Raw genomic sequence first — 22,956 nt, 5'->3', positions numbered from 1 at the left:
TGAATTGAGTTTCTCTATTTGTAGTTTATCGGGTTTGGGGTGCGATCGAGTGCGTGAGATTGCTTTGGCAGTTTTTACTTTTACTTAGTGCCCAAAAAATTATCTATATTAGGTAAATCTACCCAAGTTCCCGTAGCATTCGACTCCTGGGTCAAATCCATCAACAACTGCGAGTAAACCCCTTCCCTCAGCGACGGTATCAACGATTCGCCCGCATCTATTGCCTCTACCCACCTATCTACTACTCGAATAAACGCTGCAATCCTCCCGTCTGGATATACTTGAGGAAACTCCAATCTTTGAGGAATTTTGATTTCAGCTAAAGGTTCTCCACCTTGGGAACCCCACAAGCGAAAGCCGTGGACGTAATCTTGCTGGTTGTCGCTTCCTAACACCAACGTACCCTTACTCCCGTATATTTCCACCCAGTGTCCCCGCCCTTGATAAGTAACAGAACTCAAACAAACTTGACAAGGCGTTCCCCCGGCTAATTCCAACATCAACGTGCACGAATCATCTGCATCAACTAATTTTAATTTTCCCGAATCATTCGGATCGGGCCGCCGCGAAATTCCTGTAATCAATTGCCCAGAGAGCCTTTGGGGCGGGCCGAACAGCCAGCTAATATAATCAAAAACGTGAGAACCAGTCGCGCCCAAAACTCCGCCCCCTCGATCTTTTTGCGCGTACCAATTCCAAGGGCGACTCGCATCAGCGCGGCTCGAAACCAGCCAATCAATCTTAATTAAACGCTTTTCTCCCACATATTCTGCTGCCAATAATTCTGCTAGCATTTGCCATGCGGGGATGAAGCGAAACTCAAAGTCCATTGTGGCAATTGCTCTGGAACCACCATTTTTAAAATCGGTTGGAGATTCGTTGTTTGCCAATCGGTAAAGTTCCCTGGCTTCATTTGCTGTCAGGGCTGTGGGTTTTTCTAATAATAAATGCTTGCCTGCTTCCAAGACGGTTTTTGCCATTTCATAATGCAAAAATGGCGGCGTGGAAATGCTGACGCCCGCCACTTCTGGGATAGCTACTATATCGGCGATCGAGTCGCAAGCGTAGGGGATATTGTGGGTAGAGGCGATCGCCTTTGCTTTGTCTAAATTCCGGTGGTAAACAGCCACAACCTCTGTCCGGTGATGGGCCTGGAATCCGGGAAGATGTACTTTTTGACCGAAACCGGTACCGACTACTGCAACGCCAATTTTTGACATAATTTAATAATTGTTAATTGTTAACTGTTGACTGTTGACTGTTGACTGTTGGCTGTTGGCTGTTGATAGTTGGCTTTTGGTAGTTGGTAGTTGGTAGTTGTTAGTTGTTATTTGTTATTTTTTAGCTGCGACCAATAACTAATGACCAATAACTCATAACTCATAACTCATAACTCATAACTAATGACTAATGACTAATGACTAATGACTACTGACTACTGACTACTGACTCACTACCCATTCAATTACTTGTTTGCCCAAACTAACCCCGTCAAACAAGTCAATTTCTCTGATCCCTGTAGGGCTGGTGACATTAACTTCTGTCAGATAACCGCCAATGATATCAATGCCGACAAAGTACAGTCCGTCCCGTTGCAGCACGGGTTCTAACTGAGTGCAAATTTCCAGTTCGCGATCGGTAATTTCGGTTTTTGCGACTCTGCCGCCGACGGCCATATTGCCGCGAAATTCATTGCCCGTGGGAATACGGTTGATAGCACCGATGGGCTTGCCGTTTAACAAGATAATCCGTTTATCTCCCTCTTTTGCTTCCGGCAGATAAGTCTGAACCATCACTGGAACTTGCCCTTGTTGAGTGCTAATTTCGACCAGGGAGTTGAGATTGCGATCGCCCGCTTCCAAGAACAAAATCCCCTCGCCAGCTTTGCCGCCCAAGGGTTTAAGAACTGCTGCTCCTTTTTTCTCAACAAATTGCCGAATTACCTGTTTGTTTTGAGAAACAATGGTCTCGGGGATCGCTCCCTCAAATTGCAAAGCATACATCTTTTCATTCGCCGCCCGCAATCCTTTGGGACTGTTAACTACCAAAGTTTTAGTGGGATCGATGCCATCTAAAAGGTAAGTAGCGTAGAGGTAAGGAACGTTGACTGGGGGGTCTGTCCGCATAAATACTGCGTCCATTGCTTCCAGAGGCTGCAAAGTAGGATGTTCTACCTGGTACCAAGCCTCAGCCGCCTCCCAGCGTCCCTCTACCACTTTTACTGGGGTGAGGGCTACCCGACTGAGCGTTGCCCAGGTTTTGCCGCCGATGACGCTTAATTCGTTGGCTTGAGTCGCCCAGACTTCGTGACCCAACTCTTGAGCTGCCTCCATCAGCGCTACGCTGGTATCGTGTCCTGGAATTAGTCGCGCGAGGGGATCGATGATGAATGCAAATTTCATTGTCAATTAAAATTAAGAACTGGTCGCAGGAAAATTGGGGCTAACGGAAAATTCGACAGGGAATGCCTCATTTTGCTGCTAGCAGCGGGTCTAGCTGGCCTAGAGCATCGAGTTTGTGCATTTCGTCGCAGCCACCTATGTGTTCGTCGTTAATGAATATTTGTGGCAGGCTGCGACCTCCGTTGGCTCGATCGCTCATTTGAGCGCGTGCTGCTTCATCTCCGTCGATCGCGTACTCTATAAAATCAATCCCTTTTCGCTTTAGCAGTGCTTTGGCACGAACGCAAAACGGGCAGGTTCTCCAAGTGTAAATTTCTACTTTAGGGGTCATGGACGCTCAAGCAATAACAATATTTTTTAATTGTAATCTTAACCCTAGTGCGGACTGTTTTTAGTTCCTAGGCTGAAACCCTCGATTTTGCGTTGGTAGCAAACTTGCCTTGGAGCCTTGAAACCCTTATTCTACGGTTGCCTATACAAAACTGTCCGAAGGATTGATCTTAACCAATCTTATTTTAATTTTTATATTTTAATTTTTATTATATATAGCAACCTTATCTTTTGCACTGGAGGTTATTCATTGCTGAAACCCTTGCCGGCAAGTGCATTTGCCTTGTTCCTTTTTTTTACCCTGACTGAAGTCGCTATCGCTTTCTTCCTTCAACATCCGGCTCTATTTGCAGCGCACAAGCGAGGTGTCAAGTTATTTTTTATACAATTTTTTATTGTTTATATAATTTTAAGTAAACAAATACCCACGCTCAAAAAAACGGAGACATTGTAAAGGCAAACAGATTGGTCATCAGCCTGCCTAGCGCTGCGGACCAACCTGCTTTTTTCGCTTTCTGCACGAACAGATCATTCCTGCACCTGTCAGTAGGACTGCGATCGCAGTACCCGGTTCAGGAATAGCAGTTGAGTTTCTCGAAGGTGTGCCTGTGTATATTTGGGACAAACTCGACTGGGTCGCCGGCGATTCGGGTTCCGGGCTGGGGGTTGGTGATGGCGGGCTGGGGGCACAGGCACTAGAATAATTTCCTGGCCCACACACATCTACTGCTGCTGCCGGAGGGGCGGCAGCTAGATAGTAAAACGCTGTTGCCATTATGGCAGAGAGTCCAATTGCTAGTTTTGCCAGTGGCGTACACATAACTATTTAGTTAAACAGTGGTAAAATCAAAAAATAGAAATAGTCCTAGAGATTAGCGCTGTACGACGGGCAAGGATTTTAGAGTTCTAACAATAAATGGATGTATTTTCTCGCGGACGCCTGTAAAAGATAGTATAGCGCTTGAGGTGAGTGCCCAAACACTTTAATAATATTATTCTTTTACCTTGACATCCCGTACCGTGTTTTGCACAGGTTGTTTGCACAGGTTGTTTGCACAGGTTGTTTGCACAGCGTGAAGCAACATCTTTTTGCCACCTCTGAACCAACAGCCTTTACAGCCATTAACAAAGAGTCTTTTTACCTTGACCGCGGCCTCCGGAAATTATTTATTTAACCGATCGCAAAATAGAGTTGCTGTATTGTACTTTGCAATGCACAATCTGACTACTCTTTTATAATCTCATAGTTCGACTATATCTGTCCTCAGTATATGTACGTATATTCCCCGATGTCAACTACTCAAAAGGAATATTTAAGTATTTACCGAGGGTAGAGGACGTATTGAATGAGCTGAGCAAGTCTGTCGCGGAGAGTTTCCATCCCCAAACCTTTGGCCGCCGAAATAAATACTGCTTGAGGAAATTCTTCTCGGGCGATGGCGAGAGTCTCTCCATCTACGGCATCGATTTTGTTAAAAACTACAAGGGCTGGGCCGGGAGTTACGGGCATATCGGTCAAAATATTCATGACCGATCGAATTTGGCTCTGCCACGCCGGATGGGAGAGATCGACGAGATGCAGCAAAGCATCGGCGTCAGTGACTTCTTCGAGGGTCGCCCGAAAAGCGTCGATCAAGGCGGGAGGCAGTTCGCGAATAAAGCCCACTGTATCTGTGAGGACGATCGACAGGGGTTCCCCGGTGACGCCGGGAATGGTCAACCGTCGAGTTGTGGGGTCGAGGGTGGCAAATAACTGGTCGGCGGCATAGACTTCGGAATTTGTGAGCAGGTTGAGCAGAGTCGATTTACCCGCGTTGGTGTAGCCGACGATCGCCACTGAGGGTACATCGTGATGATGGCGGTTCTGTCGCAGCCGGAAGCGGTGGGCCAGCAGTTGATTTACTTCTTGCTGCAATCGAGAAATGCGTTTGGCGATCGTCCGCCGTTCGGTTTCTAGCTTGGTTTCCCCAGGGCCTCTGGTACCGATGCCGCCACCCTGTCTCGACATTGCCTGACCGCGACCTCTGAGCCGGGGCAGGGCGTACTCTAGCTGAGCGAGTTCGACTTGCAATTTACCCTCGCTCGTTCGAGCTCTTTGGGCAAAGATGTCGAGAATTACCTCTGTTCGATCGACAACGCGAAGACCTATCTGAGTTTCCAAGTTCCGTATTTGTGCGGGGGCCAGGTCGCGATCGAATACCACGAGGTTAGCGCTAATCGTCTGAGCGGTGAGGGAAATTTCCTGAACTTTGCCTTCGCCGACGACTGTCTGCGGATGGGGGCGCGATCGTTTTTGGCGCACTGTTTGCAGTACCTGACCCCCGGCGCTTTCAACCAGTCGGGTGATTTCTGCGAGCCCGTCCTCAAACTCCAACTGAGTCATGTGCTGAGTCATGATACCTACCAACAGCACTTTGTCTTGGTCTGCATCGACCTGCTTAGCGACAAACTCTGCTTGAAACTCTGCTTCGAGCCCTTCCACCAAATCCAGAAAGTCTTGGTCGGCGAGTTCGTCTAAATTCAGCGGTTCTGATATTTTCCAGGGAAAGTGTGGTGTTTGAATTAGTGACTTTTGAATAGAAGGCTCTTCTATTTTATCAGTTGAATCTGGTTCTAACTGAGCGCTCAAAACAGAAAACTCAAAATTTGGCTGGTCTCCCTGGGGTATCAAGTGAGCGAGATAAGTTTCTTGGATGTAACCAGTCGCACCGCCCCCCCGGCGCTGAAATCCTCCGCCGGTCAGTGTCAGCCAAACCAGGGCATCCAGGCGCTGAATTGCCATTGCTGTGAGGGCTGCTTCGCTTGGGGTTTCTGGCTTCAGGTGAGTGGCGATGCAGCGAATGCCGCTGAGGCGACCTCCCCCGTAGCGGGGCAATTCTAGGGGCGCAATCTGCGTTTGGCGGGGTGTACCCACGCCGACACGAATTACTTGTCCGCGGCGGTTGATATAGGTGCAGATTGGTTTGTCTATTTCCGTGCTGATGGCTGCGACGCGCTGGGCGAATTCTGCAGTGGTGATGCGATCGCCCGGTAGTCGCTGGTGGTAAAGCTTTTCGAGTTGCTTGAGCTGGCTGGACTTTAAACCTTGAAGATTGCCGTAGATGGTTTCGATAACTGTTTCTCCCGATCGATCTATTTATCTCTTATTTTAGTTAACTCAAGGGCGATCGTGTTCGGCTTTTCAGTTGAAATTTACTAAATTTTCTTGCTTCTAGCGGAGCGCGGATTCAGTATTGTCGAGTCACCAGCGCCGTTGTTTGTCACTACGGGGCGATCGAGCCTTTCACAGCGGCCACCTCAACTTGCAGTTGTATTTAGTATTTACAGATACAGGCGATGGCTGAAAAATCTCGCGCAACAAAACTTAACACTTTATTTTTTGTTTCAAAATCCTCCTTTAGACTTGTGTGTATCTTGAGCCTAGAGACAGATAGCAAAGCAGAAATTAGGTCGCTACCATGAGAAGCGAAACATTGTTAAGGAATGTAAAAACATGGAAACTCGTCCTACTAACCTGCCTCCTACGGCTAATGCTTACAACGGCAAAGATCGGAATGCCTTTTTGTTTGGCTTCAACCCGCAAGCAGAACTTTGGAACGGTCGCTTAGCGATGATCGGTTTCTTAGCTTATTTGCTCTGGGATGCTGCTGGATATAGCGTTCTACGTGACATTCTCCACTTTCTGCCTACCTACATTGCTCACTAATGAGCAGCACTCTTTCCTGTCTGGCAGCGTGACTAAATGCCGCCAGTGCCAGACAGGCTAAAAGTTACAAATGGCAGCGAGTATGGTTGTGTCCCTTTGTATCTTCCGTTACTTTTGAATGGCATTAAAAGATTTTTTGCTGTGATTCGATGATTATGGGTGGGGGCGCTGTCGCTGGCGCGGTGAATATTGATACCGACAGATATTTATTACGTAAAGGCGATCGCCCCTGCTGTATTTTTGGCAAGAAATCTCATCGAGCATTTCTGAATAGTTTATGAAAAATAGGAGCATCAACAATGATTAACTCAAATTTACTGGCAGTAGTAGCATCGACAGTGACTGACACAGCATCAGGAAATTGGCAAAAGCCTCTGGTGATGTTTGTTTGCAATATCTTAGCATTGCTAGTTCTCAGCCGCCGAATTTGGTATCCCCACGTCGGGCCGAAAATGCCTTTGCCCTTCCCGTCTTTGTTCAACAATGTTAGCGTACCGGCATTTCTGGCTTGCATGAGCGCCGGTCACTTGCTGGGAGTATTCGCGATTTTGGGGCTGAGTATCGACAAGGCTATCTAGTAGCAATTGAGCCTCTTTTGTGGCGATTTCTTGCTGCAATTGGTTTGTTAATAGGTGGAAAAAAAATGGCAGGGGTAAGTGAAAAGCACTCACCCCTAATTTTAATTTTATATATGGAATGGCGTAGAAATCGGTTTTTTTACCATCCACATTAGATCAGCTTACTATGCTTAAACCCTTCAAATTCTACTGCAAAGCCTTCACCTTGGGGAGCCGCACACATTAACCCAAGTTGAACGATTGGTGACTCAGTTAGATATGCCAGTCGCATCATTGAATAGTCTGACCCATTCAACGAGTATTGCACTTCCACCGTTTCAGCTCGGCGCTTGACCCGCAGCCACAGGGAAACAGGCGGCACTTCAAGCGGCATAACAGACCAATCGGAATAGTCTCGTGTCACAACCGCACTCACGTTTTGCACTCCCTCAACAAACTCAATGCCGCACTTGAGCCAGATATTTTCGCTCTCTCGAATCATCAATCCTGCTTGATCGTAGAGCGATCGATAGCTACCAGTAATTTTGACTTCGGCTGTAAAGTCGCCTGACAGTTGACGGTAGTAAAAGTTGCCGTTATCGCGAATAAATCCGTAATGAGTTTGCCGCCAAAAGTCAGTCTTTGCGCCGGCGGTAATGTGGATAACATCGTTATCCTCATGCCATTGTAAAGGTTCGTTGTACCATTGCATTGTTTGCATCTCCTGCTAACTGCCTCCAATTCCGTGCAGTACCAAATCAGCCAAAAAATGAGATAACATAGCGTATTCTAATCCCCAACGCCAGTAAAGAAAACCAAAAGGAATTCCTAAGAGGGCATTGAGTGTAATGGTGCGAAGAATGACGATCGGGGTTAATGCCCAGACATTGGCAGCCGCAGGCAAATGACCCACACCAAACAGAATCGCCGCCGCCACAATTGCCAGCCAAAAAATCCATGTAGAGGGTTGCGGTTTGTCTCGCTCAAAAATCTTCCAAAGTAGCCACGCCATCAATGTCATACCGAACAGTCGCAGCAAGAGTTCTTCGGTGATGCCTCCGTAGAAGGAAGCTAATATGCGTTTCCAGAGGTCAATTTCGAGCGTTGTTGGAGTTGCCATTGGCGGCATCCAAGGTTGGAAAGCTAAACTCAATCCAATCAGGACGATTCCACCGATGCAGCCTACAATTAGCGCCGTGTTAAGGGCAGATTTAGATATTGGCGCGAAAGGCTGTCGATATACCAAAGCACGAGCTATGGGCGTATCAAGTCCGATCGAGTTACCGAGGCGAAGTCCAATCCAACAAAGGAGAATTAGAAAAATTCCGGTTTGCAGGGCGGAGGCGATCGCCAAAACAGGTAGCGGTGCAGGCAATTGACTTACTGCCGGATTGAGAGACAGCGCATAAGGGAACACCGCCAAGCTTCCCAAACTACCCAGAAACGCCCAGAACAATGCCAATCGGAAGTAATGATTTTTTGCAGTGTTAGCAGACATAATTTTTGAGAAAAAAACGAATCAATTACACTAAATCAGTCTTGAATATTTGAAACATTAAAGCTCGATCGCATTTATGCAACTTGTCTCAGGCGGAATATAGCCTCGGCTAAGGTGCTACAAAAGCTGGGAATGACGCAGGAAGGTAGCCAAAAACAGCGTATTTTTCACCGAGGGCAGCTTGAAGAGCTCGAACTTTACAGTTTACTCAAGAAGCACAAGTGTTGAATTTTGTTACCAAACTTTACTTCATTGCCGATATTCCTCCTACACCCCCTAAATTTATCCGGTAAAAATCAGTTTCTCTTTCCCAGTTTGAGGATAGTGCTTATCTTGTAGATTTTTCGGTGGGCGATGTATTATTTATTATTTTAGCATTTCATATTTACCAAAGTTGCTGTGCCAAGCTTCAAGACGCTTGGCTTCTGCTGCTTGATGGAGCAAATAAGTTTCAATTTCTTGGGTGTTGGCATGATAGTAGGTGAGTGCGGCGTAGACTTCGGCGAGGGTGAGATGTCCGATGCGATCGCAAATCTCTTCAGCATTCGATCCTCGCTTGTATCAGGTTACGATGCGGCGAACGGTAACGCCTTTACCGACGAGGTGGGGACATCCACCATGCAGTCCGGGAGTGCGTGTAATGAGCGTACCAATGTCAATAGATACTGCTGTGGTCATAAATTTTATAATTTTAACTATGCTGATAATAGATGAAAACCCTATAGAGGCGCACTGGCTATGAACTGGAAAGCACACATTCACTCAAATCCTAAAATTCTGCTTGGCAAGCCTATAATTAAGGGGACACGAATATCAGTGGAGTTCGTTCTAGGGCTATTTTCAGAAGGTTGGACGCAGCAACAAATTCTAGAAAACTACCCAACGCTTAATGCTGAATCTCTACAAGCTGTGTTTGCTTTCGCGGCTGAGTGCCTCAAAGAAGACGTATTTTACACACCTTTACTCTTTGCTGAGGCAAGTTAATGGGGTTTCTAGCAAATGAAAACTTTCCACCCAGTGATTTAACCATTTGGACAGATGAAACTACCCAACGGAGACAAGGCACTGCTGGGCGACAAGCTTGAGCGATACTCACTTAATATGCAGCATCCCAAAGGAAAAGATAAAGCCATCCTATTTAGAAATCGATTGGGAATTACACTAGAAAACAAAGCTATTTTAGAAGTCGCTTTATTAGAATGTGCGGTCAATCAGGAGGCAGAAATTTATAAAACAGACAACTATGGAACCCAGTATGATATCAAATTTTTCATGACTACGGAAACCGGAAGCTCTTGGGTGCTGTCATGTTGGATGATTCGCACCGATGAAGACTTTCCCCGGCTAACTAATACCTATCCTGTCAATAAGTGAGGATACTGTGATGACGTTACACGAGTATGATGTTGTTGCCTTGACCGAAGAAATTCACGCAATCCATAAAGCAACCTCTCAGCCAATTTTGCTCCGACCGGGACAAGTTGGCACTATTCTCATGAGCTTTGAAGATCGCGCTTATCTAGTAGATTTTGCCGATGCTCAAGGTAATACCTATGCAATGGAAACCATTCCCTCCGAAAAACTCATGCAACTCGTTTATGAGCCACTTCCTGCCTATGCCTAGCCTGCAAATCATACTTTACAGAGTATTGAGCTGGAAGTGGCGATCGAGGAATTATATCGCGGTGTGAGTTTGGGGCGATAAATGAAGTAAGCTATAGACAAAGATTTTAAACAATTTTAACCCCTGCCAGCATCCGTTGCTTATCTGTTTGACTGAATTACAGTGAACCCAAGACAATGTGGCGGTCGTCCCTGCATCCGGGGAATGCGGATTCGAGTCATCCATATCCTAGAGTTGCTGGCTGCGGGCGCTCGAATTTTTGAGTTTCTCCATGAATTGCCAGACTTGGAAGTTGACGATCTCAAAGCTGCGCTTCTGTCTGGTATGATATTGTAGATATATAGAAAAAATCAGTTTTCACAGGATCGCTACCAACATGGAATTATCTGTACTAGCTTTAGAAGCAGCAAGTATTGCACTTTGGGCAATTGATAAAGTTTCCGGTGGAGTTTTGGAGAAAGCTGGAGCAGATGTCTTAGATTTCTTAAAAATAAGATTTCAAGGCAAACTTCAAATCAAGGGATCTGAACCCAAGCTTTTGGAAGCCGCGATCTTAAGTGAAGCAGAGTGGGACAAAAAGTTTCAAGAAGATCTAGAAAGGCTGATAAAGAAGTATCAGCAGATACAAAGTACCTCCAATGTTTCTCAGAGTACCGAATCAGGTGTAAACGTTAATGTTAGTAGCAATCCAGGTACAGTTATTGGGCAACAAATAGGACAGCAATTTTTTCGTTAACCAACTTTTCTTTGACCTTCAAAATTCTGATTTAGAACCAAACAGGAACTTCCTTAAAAGGTTTTTTAACTACATCAAAGTAGTTATGTTTTTGATGTGCGCTCTATTTTTCTGGTTTTTGTCTGGTTGGTTAGCTGACTATTCTTTTCCCTTTGGTCAAGCTCTAGATTTAATGCTTGCTTGTTTTAAAGGTACTATTTCATCAAAAATTAATAGCCTACAGCAGCAATTGCAAAGAACAGATGTAGTTACCCAACCAAATAATAAGAAGCAAGTTCAAAAACTGAATAACTTAGAGTCTCAAGCATGGTTATATGAAGGCATTTTAGAACGTCTTGGTACAGATCCTTCTGCAAATCATGAAAGGATTGCAAGAACACTTGAGGCGTTAGAGTATAAAAGAAGCGAAATTCTACAAGAACTAGAGCCTCGAAGACCTCGAAGTTATCGTGTTTTAGCCGAAATACAAGATTCGGCTCGTGTTCTTTTGGCTAGTCAGGCGGAGAAAGATTATGAACAGCTACAGAAAATTTTAACTAATCTGGTTCTTTTCACGAGAAGTAGGCAACCGTCGCAAATTATTATTTCGGAAGCAATTACTAAATTAGCTTCAGAAATAGTACAAAATACTAATAAAATTAGTCCTTATCGTCTTCGTCTTGCTTATAAAATAGATGAATTAATGAAGGTTTTATCAGCAAAAATAATTTTAGTTTCTGATGGCTCTTCTACGGATAGTAACTATCAATCACTGGTTGACGAGTTACGTAATCGTGTCAGTCTTTTATCCAAAGAGTTTAACAATTTACTTATAGCCAAACAAGAAGACACAAATGATTTAAACAGACGCCTAAGAGAAATTTCCAACCTGACAAAAATTATTTCTGAACTTCAGAGAGATATATCAAATCGTAATGCAGATATAGTAGCCTTGCAAAGCCACATCCAAAACTTAACAGAATTAGTTCAAGAGAAGCAGGCTCAATTAGACTCTCAAACATCGGATTTCCGTTGGAAATACCAGAATCTATACGATCACTATAAACAACAACAGGATGAGATTGTAAAGTTGAAAGAAAATATAAATGATTCATCTCAAGTTAATCGATCGCAATCTTCTACTTATAGCAGGTCAAAATCGCAACAGCCTGTTCAAAAAACCAAATCAAGTATCACAATAGAAGAATATCAGAAAATAGTTAATAAAAGTGATTATGTGTATGTTAAAGCACACCAACGAAGCAATGGGTCGTATGTCAAAGCACACTACAGAAGAAAGCGGCATTGAACCAGACTGTTGTTTTTAAATTAACAACGGGCAAACTGAACTTCCGTACAACGTTCAAATTCCAACCCAAAGATGAATGTCATGCAAGCTAAACTTCAACAACAACTTTCTCCTGCTGATGCCGAAGTCATTTTGAGAGGCTTGCCAGAACGAATTCAAGCGGCTCCGATCGCGGGTGCTGCAAAAATTGAATATCCGATCGCCATTTCGATCGCCATTTCGATCGCTAGTTTTCTCGACACAGAAGCATTAGGTTTTGTAGATTGCAAACCAGGACGCGGGCAGTAAAACCGAGAAGAGGTGTCAAAGTTTACGGTATACTTCGTTAACGCACCCTACAAGAGCAGCGATTTATCTCTCTACCTCACGTTAAGCTAGAAACAGACAACAGAGAGCCAACCTACGCACAAGGTTAATATCAATGGTTGCGATCGCCCAAAAAACCCTTTCCTTCGAGGAATTTCTCAACTGGGATGACGACTCCGGTATGTCATTCGAGCTAGTCAATGGAGTTGCCATGCCCTTGAGTGAACCCACAGCCAAACATGAGGATGTCGTCGATGGTTTATGTCGTCTCTTGGTAGATCATTGCCAATCCTTGAACCTTCCCTACGTTCCTCGACAAAGTAAACAAGTCAGATTGAACGCTGGCCCGGGCGAAAGTGAATCGAGTCGTAAAGCCGACATTGTGGTGTTTGCCAAGGAAGAATGGGTCAGAATGCGTCAAAGTTCTGCCTCTGCTGCTGCTTATATTCCACCTCCCTTGGCGATCGAAGTTGTCAGTACGAATTGGCGGGATGATTACCGCATCAAATTGAATGAGTATGAAACTTTAGGAATCCTGGAGTATTGGATCGTTGATTATGCAGGGTTGGGAGGCGTTCAGTATATTGGTTCTCCAAAACAGTCTACCGTGACCATCAACCGCTTAATCGATGGTGAATATCAGGCACAGCGATATCAAGGAGAAGCCATTATTGTTTCTCCAACGTTCCCTCAGTTGGTATTAACCACCGCTCAAATCGTTGCGATGACAGAAGTTTAGCGTTTGCAAATTATTTGTAGGGTACTCTGTATTGCCCAAAAAATTATTAAGGTGCGATATACGCTACCAAGCTGATATTATCTAAAATCTCGGTCAAGACGAGAAGCTATGCGATCGCATATCCAGTGTACTCTCGGACTTCCGGTGGATGAAAAGCCAGAACAATGTGGTCTTTGGGCACACCAGCCGCGACGAGTTCAACGGTGATGCCGTCTTCGATGCCGTCATAGTGAATCCAAATTTTTTCTCCTATAATTTGGACATGGGTGACGCAACCGTGAACGCGCTTTTTACGATCCCAACCTTCATTGAAGAGTAGAAAATGAGCTCGATCGGCATCAATGATGACATATTGCTGAATGTCGCCATGACTATAAGAGATAGCAGCATGATCTTTAAGAATTTTCTCAATTGTATCTTGATAAAATTTTAGTCTATCCATTGAACAATCTCCTCTGTTTCTGAATCAAAAATAATCAGGTTAATGCTTTTTTTACGAAGTACCATTTGACATATCTCTTCTGAGAAAAAACCTGCAAATACGGTTTGGGCTATCGCTAGGTAAAGGACTCGTTCTGGATCTTCATCCTCCATAATCAGATAATACAAATCGTATTGACCGAGTGCCTTTTCTAACTCGCTTACAAGTGATGGATCGAGAAAGCTTTTGATTTCTACGGCAATTTTGCGCCCTTGCTTCTCGGCTGCGAAGAGCTTTTTTGCGCCCAAATCAACGTAGACTGAACGTCCGCCAACTCTGAGCTTGAAAGGATCGTTAGTAATTGTCCAACCGTCTTTGATGAGGGCGGTGCAGACAGTATCGTGATAAAAGTCTTTGGCAGGCATAGGGGCTGTTATGTTTATCTATCATATACCACATAAGTTCCGCAGAGGTTACGCGATCGCATATCCAGTGTACTCTCGGACTTCCGGTGGATGAAAAGCCAGAACAATCCGATCTTTGGGTACGCCAGAGGCGACGAGTTCATCAGTGATGCCGTCTTCAATACCATCATAATGAATCCAGATTTTGTCATTGCGAATTTCGGCATGAACCACATAGCCATGAACTCGCAGATGATTTTCCCAACCTTCATGTATCAGCATAAAATGGTTGCGATCGCGGCTGACCACCACATAGGTAATCACATCCCCATAAGTATAAGGAAGATCCGCATAGTATTGGAGAATTTTCTCCAAAGTCTCACGCCATTCGTCTACGGGTTGATTTGCGGTTGCCATTGAATAATCTCCTCCGTGTTTGAGTCAAAAACTATTGAAAGTTTGATCGCTACATCCTCAACGCCCTGCAAGAACGCCACCAACCTAGACTTCCAACCACCCAACCTACTGAAAAAGGTTTCAGACAATGGCATCATTTCCATTTCCCCCGCAATCTCTCAATGAGTGGTGCCCTCTCGACGAGGCGGGCCGCCGATCGTGGCTCACCTATGCCTCGCAACGTTTTTTCGACATCGGCGGTGTGTTAGTGTCAAAAGCTCCTGGTCGCGTAATCGTCCTCGATGGAAGCCTTTTCGATACACTTCTTGGCTTCTATTGTGCGATCGGGGAAGCCGTGAACGGGCCGGGTGGCTACTTCGGTAATTCGATGATGGCTTTCGATGACTGTCTCTTCAGAGGCTTCGGACTGGAATACCCGTACACCATCGTTTGGAGGGAGTCCCAGCGTTCCCAGTGCGTTCTCGATGTGCTAGCCCTGCTGAAATACCTTGACGACGAATGTTCCTGCGACTGGCCCTTTGAGCGTTTCGCAGACGACATAGGCTTGCGCGAACAAAGAAGAAGGGAGGTTCTCGCGGGCGATCAAACAATGTTCGACGAAATCGCAGAGACTATCCGAAGCGTTCCAGACCGTAATGGTGGATCGGTAACGCTTGTACTTGAGTAGGGTAAAGTCGCCATTAGATTAAGCCTATGGTAGTTCGCCAACGACAATGAACAATTAAAGCTGTAAAAGGGAGTTTAGACCAAATTAATTCGACTGAATTTGCGAATTCAAAACCTTAGAAATCCGATCGCGCGTTTCCTCCAAATGAGCCCGCGTATAAGCATCCGCATTCCGATCCAAATTCCGAATACTCTTGCTCAAACCCTCCCGCAACTGCCGCAACTCGTACCACGCCAAACTCCGCGCATCCTCTGGAACATTCGTTTTTCGCAGCACCATTCCGATCAAAATTGCTAAATGTTCCCGCTGCAAAGAACGCCGAAAAGTTGAAATTTGCATCTTCTTTTCCGGCTGCAAAACCTCTTGCCAAATATCCTTTTGCACAGTATCCAACACTTCCGGCAACCTCAAAGCAGTTTCTGGCGCCGATTTTAACTCCGCATCCCGCAGTCGCGCCAAGCGCACCGGCGATAGCAAAACCCGCAACACAAACCGCTGCAAAAAAGTAATTCGATCGCCGATCGGGTAATCTAGAGGAAACACCAAAGCCGGACTTCCCCAGTGTTCCCAGCGCGAAGGCGCCAATTTATTCAGCAATTCCGGGGCAAAACTAAACGCATCCGGCGCAAAAACGTACTTCTCTAATGTTGCTAAAGCTTCTCGCTGCTGAGAAAGTTCGATCGGCACAAACGGCAACTTCGCATTAGTATCTCCAGGGCGAATCCGACTAAACGACTGTCCCCCCACATACAAAGTAGCATTCATCACTTGGTTGACATAATACCCGAACACCGAATCAAACATCACCCGCAGTTCGTTATAACCGTCTTCCCCAACCGGAATTCGCTTTTCCAAACGCTTCCACATCGCCCTAGCATTATCCAATTGCCATTGCGAATACCTCAGCATATTGGCGCTGAGATCAAAGGTATTTGCAGCGGGATCGAGATCGACAGAATCCTCATCCGGCGCGTAAGCTAATTGGGCTTGGGCCCCGCGGCTGGCAATTTGTTGCAGCGCTGGTAAGTCGCTGTTGGGGTTTACGCCGCCAATCACCTTGTAACCATACTCGATCGCCCAATCGTCGTAAGGCCCTACAATCGTTGGAAAATAGTCGCCCTGCACAGTTCCCGGAGGTGCCAAATTAATCGGCACATAATCCATCACCGACGCTACCAAACCTTGCGTGCGAGTTACCTGAGTATTGTGCAAATCCTCCGGTTGCAGCATCGTACTTCCGTGAAAATTGTGCCTCAAACCGAGAGTATGACCGACTTCGTGGGCTGTCAAAAATCGGATATATTCATTCACATAATTGTCAATCGTCCCACTGCTAGGCGCTGCATTTTCCAACAAATCGATCGACATTGCCCCCATCGCAAACTGGCGGTTCGATTCCAACCCAAAACACATATCCGAACTCGACATCAACCGCGATAAAGACGATCGCTTTTGCTCTTGGTATCTTTCTACCAAAGTCGGCAAATCATCAGCAATTCCACCTTGAGCATTTTCCCTGCTGCTTTTTCCTAAATCCCCATTTTCTAGCACATTCAAATAGCGAGAATACATCCCAAACTGACAGGGATTAGTATTAGAACCGTTTCGCCCTTGAAAACTCTTAGAAAGCGATCGATTTTGTTCCACCAAAGACCGATAGCCCTGTTTGATTTCCCGGACAACATTAGCATCCAACAGAATGTCAGCATCCAAAATTTCCCCAGTCAGCGGGTTAGTGCGAGACGGCCCGATGCCGGCAAACTGAGGCTCAAAAGAACTCGACCAGCGGATAGTATTGTAGCGAACATCAGCCGGGTCCCATTTAGCATTGTCCGGCATTTGTTTGACCTGAATTGCCTCAGTAAAACCTGCTTTTTCAAAAGCTTTGTTCCACACCAAAACGCCCTCGCGGATTGCGTTTCGGTATTCGGTAGGCACATTATTTTCAATCCAAAAGACGATCGGCTGAACCGGAGGCGACATCGGCGCTGTCGGGATTTGCTTTTGCAAATGCCAGCGATTGATATAGCGCACAAAAGGCTCCCGGCTATTCTTGTCAGAAAAGTCCTTATATGCTGTGAGGAAATAGCCCACTCGCTCGTCTGCAAGTCTGGGGCGATAGCCGTTATTTAGCGGCACTTCCGAGAAACTATAGTGAATGCGGAGGTTAAAAGCCCGACTGTCAGGAACCGAAGGTAAATAGTTAACTTCACTGTCATTATCGCTAGAAAAACCATAGACAGAAGCAATCTCCACATTCAGCGGAAACGCTTTAACATCTTTAAAAGAAGACTTGTCTGCATCGATCGAGTAAGAAGCGCCCAAAAGCATCGGCAAAATCGCTTTTACCCCTGGCAAATCGCGTTTGTCGCTCATCAGCAAATCGCCTAAATCGATTAGCAGAGTTTGTCTTTGCGGATGAATGCTTTTGAGAGGCAAAGAATAGAGAATCGAGTCGCTAAATCCCCGTGCTACCGAACCTGCTTGCGGGTCGCCCGGACTGGTGCGAAAATTTATATTTGGTATCACAAACTGCACGTTATTTTGGACGCGCCGCAGTTGAAACAAGAAATCGCCGATCGGCATTCCGCTCAAAATGCCCGCTTCCCCCAAACCCGATGCCAATGTCACAAAGCACAGAAACTTTTTGTTGAATTGTTCCGGTTTAATTTCCAGATATACTTTATCAGTTGCTTGATTGCGGTAAAGGGTAAATAATCCCTCTAACTTTTTCGCGTCTTTGACAACCTCTTCAAAGGGTGCGAGAGTTTGCTGTTCGCTACTTGGTTCGTTGCTGGGCGGCCCAGATGATAAAGCTACAGGTAAAAAGAAACCTTTATACAAACTGAAACAGAAAAATGCTAAAGATAATATAAAAAATATCAAAGGCAGATTTTTTCTAGGATTTTTTATCTGTGTATTTTTGCTATTTTCAGGAAATATCAATCTTTTCATTTTCAGTAATTTAGCCGCAGGAAAGAATAGTTTTGAGATAGTCGCGCCGCACTCGCAATGTTGGGAGCATTTAACATCTTGCACCATTCTCAATTATATCAAGTTCGGTTAATTGCTTATAAGAACCGACCGGGCGGGTTTATGAGATTGTCAATTTTAGGCAATTATTATTGGTGAACCCGCCCCTACAGGAATTATATCTATTTAACCGAACCTGATATTACTTGTTTAGGAACAGGCTTTCCGGCCTGTTCCACAAGAAGAAAACTCACTCTTTGTGGAACGGGTCGAAGAGCCGGTTCTTGACAATGGTGCAACATCTAAGGAGCATTTAACATCTAAAATAACTCAAAGCTCAAAAATTAGAACTATTGTTGCGCTGGCCAGGGAATCATGGGATCTTGAGCCAACCGCTTAGAAACTGCAACAGCACCGTAACGGTTGAGGTGGCTGGGGTCGGAAAAAGATTCCCGCGCCTGGGGCCACAATAAACTCTTATCTAGGAAAATTAGTCCGCTTTGAGCTGCTAATTCTTGCATATATTGCCGGAATTCTTGTTCGTAGCCTGTCCGCACCGGGTCTAAATAATCTTCAGTCAGAGGCATATTAACAAACACCAGATTAATGTTGCGAACTTTGGTAAATTCGATCAGATTTTTGAGTGCTAGAGCTTGTTCGCCTACCAATTTAAAATTTTGATAGTCGGAGTCGTAATAACCAGATACTTTCGGGTGTTTCTGAAAGTAAGTTTCGGGATTGAAGCGTATATCGATCGGCAAAAAGCCATTTGGTTGATACTCGCTGACTGGTTTACTCGCAGCAGTGGGCTGAACGTTTTCAGTTGTTTGTTCACCCAGGGCTGCGGTTTGGGGGCTGTCGGTTGCAACAGGGGCTGAGGGATTAACGATCGATCGCAAAAACCCTTTAAGTCGATCGCGCTTTTTGTAAGTTGCAGAACCCTCCACCAACTTTTGACTCACCAATTGCTGAACATTAGCTTGAGCTTCTCCCAAATTCTGCACCAATTCAGTCGCAGTCGCCACCGGATTGTTGGCGCTTTCCTTCGATGTTTCGGATTCTAATTGATTGGTGCGGATCAGAAAACTACCCCGGCTCAATTGCCTGTAACCTTCAGAAGAAGCGATCGCACTAAAAGTCAAATCCGGCCGCCCGCTGTTGAGAGCCCTCGCCCCGTCAGCCAACACCAACAATTTCGGCAGTTGTTGCGGCGGCAAAATCCGGCGGACGATCGAATCTACAACCTGGAGAGTAGCTCCATTAACCCCAAAATTGTAAGCCCTCAGCCCCGGATAGCCCGAAGCTGCCAAAGCTGTTTCCAAAACCGCCGGGTCGATGCCCCGCAGCGCCCTCGAACTACCGACAATTAAAATATCCGGCGGTTTCTTGTGCAGGTGGATGTACTCTTGATAGCGCGCTATCTGCTCGTCAAGCTGCTCGCTCCTCAAAGTTGGGAACACCGGAGGAGCAGAAACATCAGCTACAGGAACGCTAGTATTTCCCGGTTTCGTAAACCCAGAGCCATTGAAAGCCTCTTGCTGGTTGGCGGACGGCGACGGCTGCAAGGGAATTTGAGGCAAATTCACCTCCTCAGCAGGGGGAACTGGTTTCGGCGTTGCCTTCGGAAGTGGGGCTGTAACGTCGTCCACAGCCTTGGGGGATGAATTTTGACAATTTGCGCCGCTGCAAACTTCGGAGGCGCTAGGAGCTTGACTGACCGTCGCAGATTGCAGAAATTGACCGAGGAGCCAATCGGTATTGAAAGTCAGCAGACAGCCGGCGATCGCCCAAATCAAAGCCATGCCGGCGGCGCGATCGGCTCTCACGCCCCCCGGCGCAGCAGCATTCGTTGACAAACCATCGTTGGGAACAAAAAAACCCGAAGCCACAAGCGGGTGCACCGCAGCTTGAACTAACTGCTCGCCCAGATTGTATCCGGGTAGTCTGATTTTGAAGCGGGGGCGCCAGGAGTTCGGCGCCGGAGCATCGAACACCAAATTGTCGCCCAAGCCCGAAAAACTCCCATCCTCCGCCGCCGCAAACTCCGGCACCGGTTCCTTTTCCAACACAGCCACTTGGGAGGGAGCCGGTGCGGGTGCCGTCGCTGATTCTTCGTCAACAGCCGTTCTGAGGTCGATTGCGTAGCGCCACAGGGGAAGTTTCTGGCCTGCGCGCCGTCCGTAGACTCGCACCCCTACCACTCCCGGAATTTGTAAGTGTCGCAAAAACTTCGCCACCGGCGGGCCTACCTTCGACTGAGAAGGGCAAGTCAGAGCTTCAGTCATGACGTGCAGCACGTCGGCTTTTTGCAGCACGACAGCCCGAATCCCTCCTGTTTCCAGCTTGCGTCTGAGATTGGGGTTGAGCAACCTGTTCAATAAAAAAGTCAAAGCCAATTGGTCGCCCTCGATCGCCAGCGTTCTAGCGTTCGCAGCTAAGTCGGGGTGGTGGGCGGCAGGCAAGTCCACCCAGTCTATCCACACCGGGGACTCCGGCGCCGCCTGAGAGTCCTTGGCTGGTTCTACGCCGTAGATTGTAGCTGCGCGGATGCCTTGGGGCGCAAATGAGGCTAACAAAGGGGCGATCGCGTCGGTGGTTTGCTGCTTGTCGGGGTATTCTTGCCGTTTAGGCTTTTGTCCTTTTTTGGCAGTTTTGCTGCAAAACAGGTGGAGGGTTGCTTCTTTGAGGGTAGCCCGCACTTCGACTCTCGATGCAGCCAAGTGTTGATTTAGCAGTTTGGCGATCGACTGTACGTCTCCCCATCTGGCCCATTCCTTGAGAATTTTGTCCGGCGAAGTCAAATCCACCCGCAGCAGCCAGTCCGGTTTCGCTTCGCCGCTGACTTGGCTGGCGATCACGGCTTCCCGGAAATCCTCTAGTTGCAGTTTCCGCAGCCTGCCGGCGATGGGTTCTGCCAGCAAGGAGGGGTCGGGGCTGTAAGCTGACTCGCACAGCACTAGCAGTCGGCGTTCCTTGGGCTTGATATTTTCCGGCCCATTCACCGGCAGGGTTTCTGGGCTGCTTTTGAGTTCTTTTTCGCGAATGCTGACTTTCACCGAAACTCCCATCGGCCCGAGGATTTCGCTGAGATAGCTGGCGATCGCATCTGGATAGCCCCGGCGCGCCAACGTTTCCGGCGAAACCGTCAATGTTCCATCAGGATCGCCCTCGCCTGAGTCAGCTTCCGGGGATTGAATCAAAGCCACTGCGCCACGGTTCGCTTTCTGCTGCGGGGGAACGGCGGAACCGACAACTTCCCGCATCGCAGCAGCCGAAGTGTCGATCGTCACGGGGGAAGTTTCAAAAGATTCTGGGTATTGAATGCGGGAGGCGATGGGCAGACTTTCGGCGTCAAAATCCAGTTCTTCCCGTACTTGCGGCGGGTGGGCTGCTGTTTCTATCGGTTTTGGTGTCTGTTTGAGTTTCTGGTTGTCATTCTTAAATTTGCCGAAAAATCCGCCTCTTTTAGGGCTTGCTGGCGGTTCGTCGGGGGAAGTCGCTGGCGGCGACTCTTCGGCAACTTTTGGTTCCGGTTGCTGTGGCTGTTGCTGTCGCTTGGGACTGCTACAATCGAGCCGGACTGTCCAGTCATTTTGTCGGGAACCGATTTTGCGGCCGCACAGAAACAACTGGTAAATTTTAGGTCGATCGGGCAGCAGTCGCGTTAAATCAGTGTGTTCTAGGGCGTTGGTGAATCTCGCCGTCACCAATTCTTGAGACGGACACTGCGCTGCTTCGCACAAAATGTGCAGGTGATTTCCCCGCAAACGCGCTTGTACTTGAACTTCGGGAAGCCCTAAAGCTTCCCCGGCCCACTGCGACGCGCTCGATCGATTGTCTGCCAATATGCTCCCGTTCGCATTCAACATGAAACTCTAAATTTTGCCAAAGCTGGTTTTGTTTTCTAGAAATAGCACAGTTACAGATTTTACAGACAATTATTTGATTTGCCGAGCCTAACCGTTTTGTCTGGTTTAAGCCATGCTGGACTTAGTGTCTTGCCTTGTATCCCCTCGCCTTCGAGCCGTTGGGGAATATTTTTTTGATAATACCTCGACATTTTGGCACAGATAGGTTCAAATTAAGCCTACCAAGAAGTTATTCGTTATTAGTCATATCGTTTCCGTTTGCATCCGAATAATAATTAGACCTATCTCATAATTCTTGTGGAACAGGCAGGATGCCTGTTCCAGACTGGCTTTTCTGGAAATGTCTATTATTTTCCGACTGTAGTGCTGGGGTTTCGTTGGCCTACGCGGAGAGAGTCGCACGATCGATCGCATCCGTAAACCGGGATTATCTCGATTTTATACAAAACGTTTTTTCCGAGCGCCAGCTTAATATCTCGCGAGAAGATATGTATAGGCTTGGCTACACGAGGACGATCGCTTGCAGGATATCCTTCGGATGTCACCTGATTTGATATCAGAACTCATTAGTCCGAAGGCTGCTGTCAAGATGATTATTTGCCTTGTAAACTGAGGATTACGGATTGACACAGGAGGAATTTATGCCGTCGGAAAACCAAGACTTGCTCAAAACTCAAACATCTAACAGTCCAAAGTTGCCAGTTCCCTCAGACATTTTATTGAGCTTCGTCGCCTTACCAATGCTGGGCGGGTTGGTGGTGGCTAAAGCTGCTGCTGAGTTTGTTGCGTCGATCGGCGTTGAAAGCGAAGAAGTCTTTCGGGGTTCGCGCCTTCCCGTACTCAACTTTCCTCAATCACAGGATTAGAAAGCTCAAGGAAGGATGCTGCAGCTAGAAGTTAAATTTTTTGACCCCGCCCAAAAACGGATACGGTGCCACGTACTCCTGTCAGGGAAAGATAAAAATTTTCGACCCTAGTTCAACATCCCAGATTTATCTTTGGAGGAAATCTCAAATTGT

At 46.6% G+C, this 22,956-nt stretch carries 26 protein-coding genes; 13 read left to right on the top strand and 13 right to left on the bottom strand.

The genetic code is table 11. The annotated features are described in order from the left end of the window. Positions 1–80: 80 nt before the first annotated feature. The 5 genes from QUA36_RS03365 to hflX form a co-directional block, all read right to left on the bottom strand. Positions 81–1,220, bottom strand: coding sequence for a Gfo/Idh/MocA family oxidoreductase (locus QUA36_RS03365; protein WP_333212384.1), 1,140 nt, complete (start codon positions 1,218–1,220; stop codon positions 81–83). A gap of 222 nt (positions 1,221–1,442) precedes the next feature. After that, positions 1,443–2,402 (bottom strand): glutathione synthase, encoded by a 960-nt coding sequence (gene gshB, locus QUA36_RS03360; protein WP_333455520.1) that lies wholly within the window; start codon positions 2,400–2,402, stop codon positions 1,443–1,445. A 67-nt stretch (positions 2,403–2,469) separates the two neighbouring features. Then, positions 2,470–2,733: a glutaredoxin 3 gene (gene grxC / locus QUA36_RS03355; RefSeq protein ID WP_333161584.1), complete on the bottom strand. Its 264-nt coding sequence runs from the start codon at positions 2,731–2,733 to the stop codon at positions 2,470–2,472. Between the two features lie 480 nt (positions 2,734–3,213). Continuing rightward, on the bottom strand, positions 3,214–3,552 hold the full coding sequence (locus tag QUA36_RS03350; protein WP_333161582.1) for a PEP-CTERM sorting domain-containing protein: 339 nt from the start codon (positions 3,550–3,552) through the stop codon (positions 3,214–3,216). A gap of 501 nt (positions 3,553–4,053) precedes the next feature. Then, positions 4,054–5,646, bottom strand: coding sequence for a GTPase HflX (gene hflX / locus QUA36_RS03345; RefSeq protein ID WP_333455518.1), 1,593 nt, complete (start codon positions 5,644–5,646; stop codon positions 4,054–4,056). Positions 5,647–6,225: 579 nt separating this feature from the next. Between hflX and QUA36_RS03340 the strand changes: the two genes are divergently transcribed. Together QUA36_RS03340 and psaK are read left to right on the top strand one after the other, a co-directional pair. After that, on the top strand, positions 6,226–6,438 hold the full coding sequence (locus QUA36_RS03340; protein WP_006634547.1) for a chlorophyll a/b-binding protein: 213 nt from the start codon (positions 6,226–6,228) through the stop codon (positions 6,436–6,438). Positions 6,439–6,737: 299 nt separating this feature from the next. After that, positions 6,738–7,016 (top strand): photosystem I reaction center subunit PsaK, encoded by a 279-nt coding sequence (gene psaK / locus QUA36_RS03335; protein ID WP_190742373.1) that lies wholly within the window; start codon positions 6,738–6,740, stop codon positions 7,014–7,016. Positions 7,017–7,167: 151 nt separating this feature from the next. On the opposite strand, the gene QUA36_RS03330 is transcribed toward psaK, so the two are convergent. Both QUA36_RS03330 and QUA36_RS03325 read right to left on the bottom strand, forming a co-directional pair. Further along, positions 7,168–7,707 (bottom strand): DUF1349 domain-containing protein, encoded by a 540-nt coding sequence (locus QUA36_RS03330; RefSeq protein ID WP_333452878.1) that lies wholly within the window; start codon positions 7,705–7,707, stop codon positions 7,168–7,170. A gap of 15 nt (positions 7,708–7,722) precedes the next feature. Then, positions 7,723–8,493: a CPBP family intramembrane glutamic endopeptidase gene (locus QUA36_RS03325; RefSeq protein WP_333452876.1), complete on the bottom strand. Its 771-nt coding sequence runs from the start codon at positions 8,491–8,493 to the stop codon at positions 7,723–7,725. A 45-nt stretch (positions 8,494–8,538) separates the two neighbouring features. On the opposite strand from QUA36_RS03325, the gene QUA36_RS31255 reads away from it, so the two are divergent. The 9 genes from QUA36_RS31255 (at position 8,539) to QUA36_RS03285 (ending at position 13,186) form a co-directional block, all read left to right on the top strand. Continuing rightward, on the top strand, positions 8,539–8,721 hold the full coding sequence (locus tag QUA36_RS31255; RefSeq protein ID WP_445301414.1) for a GNAT family N-acetyltransferase: 183 nt from the start codon (positions 8,539–8,541) through the stop codon (positions 8,719–8,721). Between the two features lie 510 nt (positions 8,722–9,231). Then, positions 9,232–9,477: a DUF433 domain-containing protein gene (locus QUA36_RS03320; protein ID WP_333455515.1), complete on the top strand. Its 246-nt coding sequence runs from the start codon at positions 9,232–9,234 to the stop codon at positions 9,475–9,477. A gap of 54 nt (positions 9,478–9,531) precedes the next feature. Next, complete coding sequence (locus QUA36_RS03315; RefSeq protein ID WP_333161572.1) at positions 9,532–9,867, top strand: DUF6883 domain-containing protein; 336 nt, start codon at positions 9,532–9,534, stop codon at positions 9,865–9,867. A 10-nt stretch (positions 9,868–9,877) separates the two neighbouring features. Further along, complete coding sequence (locus tag QUA36_RS03310; protein ID WP_333161570.1) at positions 9,878–10,117, top strand: DUF4926 domain-containing protein; 240 nt, start codon at positions 9,878–9,880, stop codon at positions 10,115–10,117. A gap of 156 nt (positions 10,118–10,273) precedes the next feature. Continuing rightward, complete coding sequence (locus QUA36_RS03305) at positions 10,274–10,453, top strand: DUF433 domain-containing protein (RefSeq protein ID WP_333455576.1); 180 nt, start codon at positions 10,274–10,276, stop codon at positions 10,451–10,453. Positions 10,454–10,493: 40 nt separating this feature from the next. After that, positions 10,494–10,853, top strand: a complete 360-nt coding sequence (locus tag QUA36_RS03300; protein WP_333455513.1) for a hypothetical protein — start codon at positions 10,494–10,496, stop codon at positions 10,851–10,853. A gap of 85 nt (positions 10,854–10,938) precedes the next feature. After that, the gene (locus QUA36_RS03295; RefSeq protein WP_333455511.1) at positions 10,939–12,141 is read left to right on the top strand and encodes a hypothetical protein; all 1,203 of its coding nucleotides are present in this window, start codon (positions 10,939–10,941) and stop codon (positions 12,139–12,141) included. Between the two features lie 81 nt (positions 12,142–12,222). Further along, entirely contained in the window at positions 12,223–12,429 is a 207-nt protein-coding gene (locus tag QUA36_RS03290) for a hypothetical protein (protein ID WP_333455509.1), read from the top strand. A 133-nt stretch (positions 12,430–12,562) separates the two neighbouring features. Beyond that, complete coding sequence (locus QUA36_RS03285) at positions 12,563–13,186, top strand: Uma2 family endonuclease (protein WP_333455507.1); 624 nt, start codon at positions 12,563–12,565, stop codon at positions 13,184–13,186. Between the two features lie 106 nt (positions 13,187–13,292). Here QUA36_RS03285 and QUA36_RS03280 read toward each other — a convergent pair whose 3' ends face one another. The 4 genes from QUA36_RS03280 to QUA36_RS03265 are packed head-to-tail and all read right to left on the bottom strand — an operon-like array spanning position 13,293 to position 14,565. Next, positions 13,293–13,628, bottom strand: coding sequence for a XisI protein (locus QUA36_RS03280; RefSeq protein ID WP_333227951.1), 336 nt, complete (start codon positions 13,626–13,628; stop codon positions 13,293–13,295). Next, positions 13,616–14,032, bottom strand: a complete 417-nt coding sequence (locus QUA36_RS03275) for an element excision factor XisH family protein (RefSeq protein WP_333227949.1) — start codon at positions 14,030–14,032, stop codon at positions 13,616–13,618. Before QUA36_RS03275 ends, QUA36_RS03280 begins: the two co-directional genes overlap by 13 nt. A 48-nt stretch (positions 14,033–14,080) precedes the next feature. After that, positions 14,081–14,428 (bottom strand): XisI protein, encoded by a 348-nt coding sequence (locus QUA36_RS03270; protein WP_333455505.1) that lies wholly within the window; start codon positions 14,426–14,428, stop codon positions 14,081–14,083. Then, complete coding sequence (locus QUA36_RS03265) at positions 14,404–14,565, bottom strand: hypothetical protein (protein ID WP_333455503.1); 162 nt, start codon at positions 14,563–14,565, stop codon at positions 14,404–14,406. Before QUA36_RS03265 ends, QUA36_RS03270 begins: the two co-directional genes overlap by 25 nt. Between QUA36_RS03265 and QUA36_RS03260 the strand changes: the two genes are divergently transcribed. Beyond that, a complete protein-coding gene (locus tag QUA36_RS03260) occupies positions 14,556–15,095 on the top strand; it encodes a barstar family protein (protein WP_333161553.1) in 540 nt (179 codons plus the stop codon). The two genes, QUA36_RS03265 and QUA36_RS03260, sit on opposite strands and share 10 nt — an antisense overlap. Before the next feature lie 84 nt (positions 15,096–15,179). On the opposite strand, the gene QUA36_RS03255 is transcribed toward QUA36_RS03260, so the two are convergent. Together QUA36_RS03255 and QUA36_RS03250 are read right to left on the bottom strand one after the other, a co-directional pair. After that, the gene (locus QUA36_RS03255) at positions 15,180–18,050 is read right to left on the bottom strand and encodes a zinc-dependent metalloprotease (RefSeq protein ID WP_333455501.1); all 2,871 of its coding nucleotides are present in this window, start codon (positions 18,048–18,050) and stop codon (positions 15,180–15,182) included. Positions 18,051–18,418: 368 nt separating this feature from the next. After that, on the bottom strand, positions 18,419–21,937 hold the full coding sequence (locus QUA36_RS03250) for a hypothetical protein (protein WP_333455499.1): 3,519 nt from the start codon (positions 21,935–21,937) through the stop codon (positions 18,419–18,421). 641 nt (positions 21,938–22,578) lie between these two features. Between QUA36_RS03250 and QUA36_RS03245 the strand changes: the two genes are divergently transcribed. Then, complete coding sequence (locus QUA36_RS03245; RefSeq protein ID WP_333161547.1) at positions 22,579–22,803, top strand: hypothetical protein; 225 nt, start codon at positions 22,579–22,581, stop codon at positions 22,801–22,803. The last annotated feature ends 153 nt before the right edge of the window (positions 22,804–22,956 follow it).

This window comes from Microcoleus sp. Pol10D4 (assembly GCF_036701555.1).
In the GTDB taxonomy this organism is placed as follows: domain Bacteria; phylum Cyanobacteriota; class Cyanobacteriia; order Cyanobacteriales; family Microcoleaceae; genus Microcoleus.
This window is presented reverse-complemented; position numbering and strand designations above follow the sequence as displayed.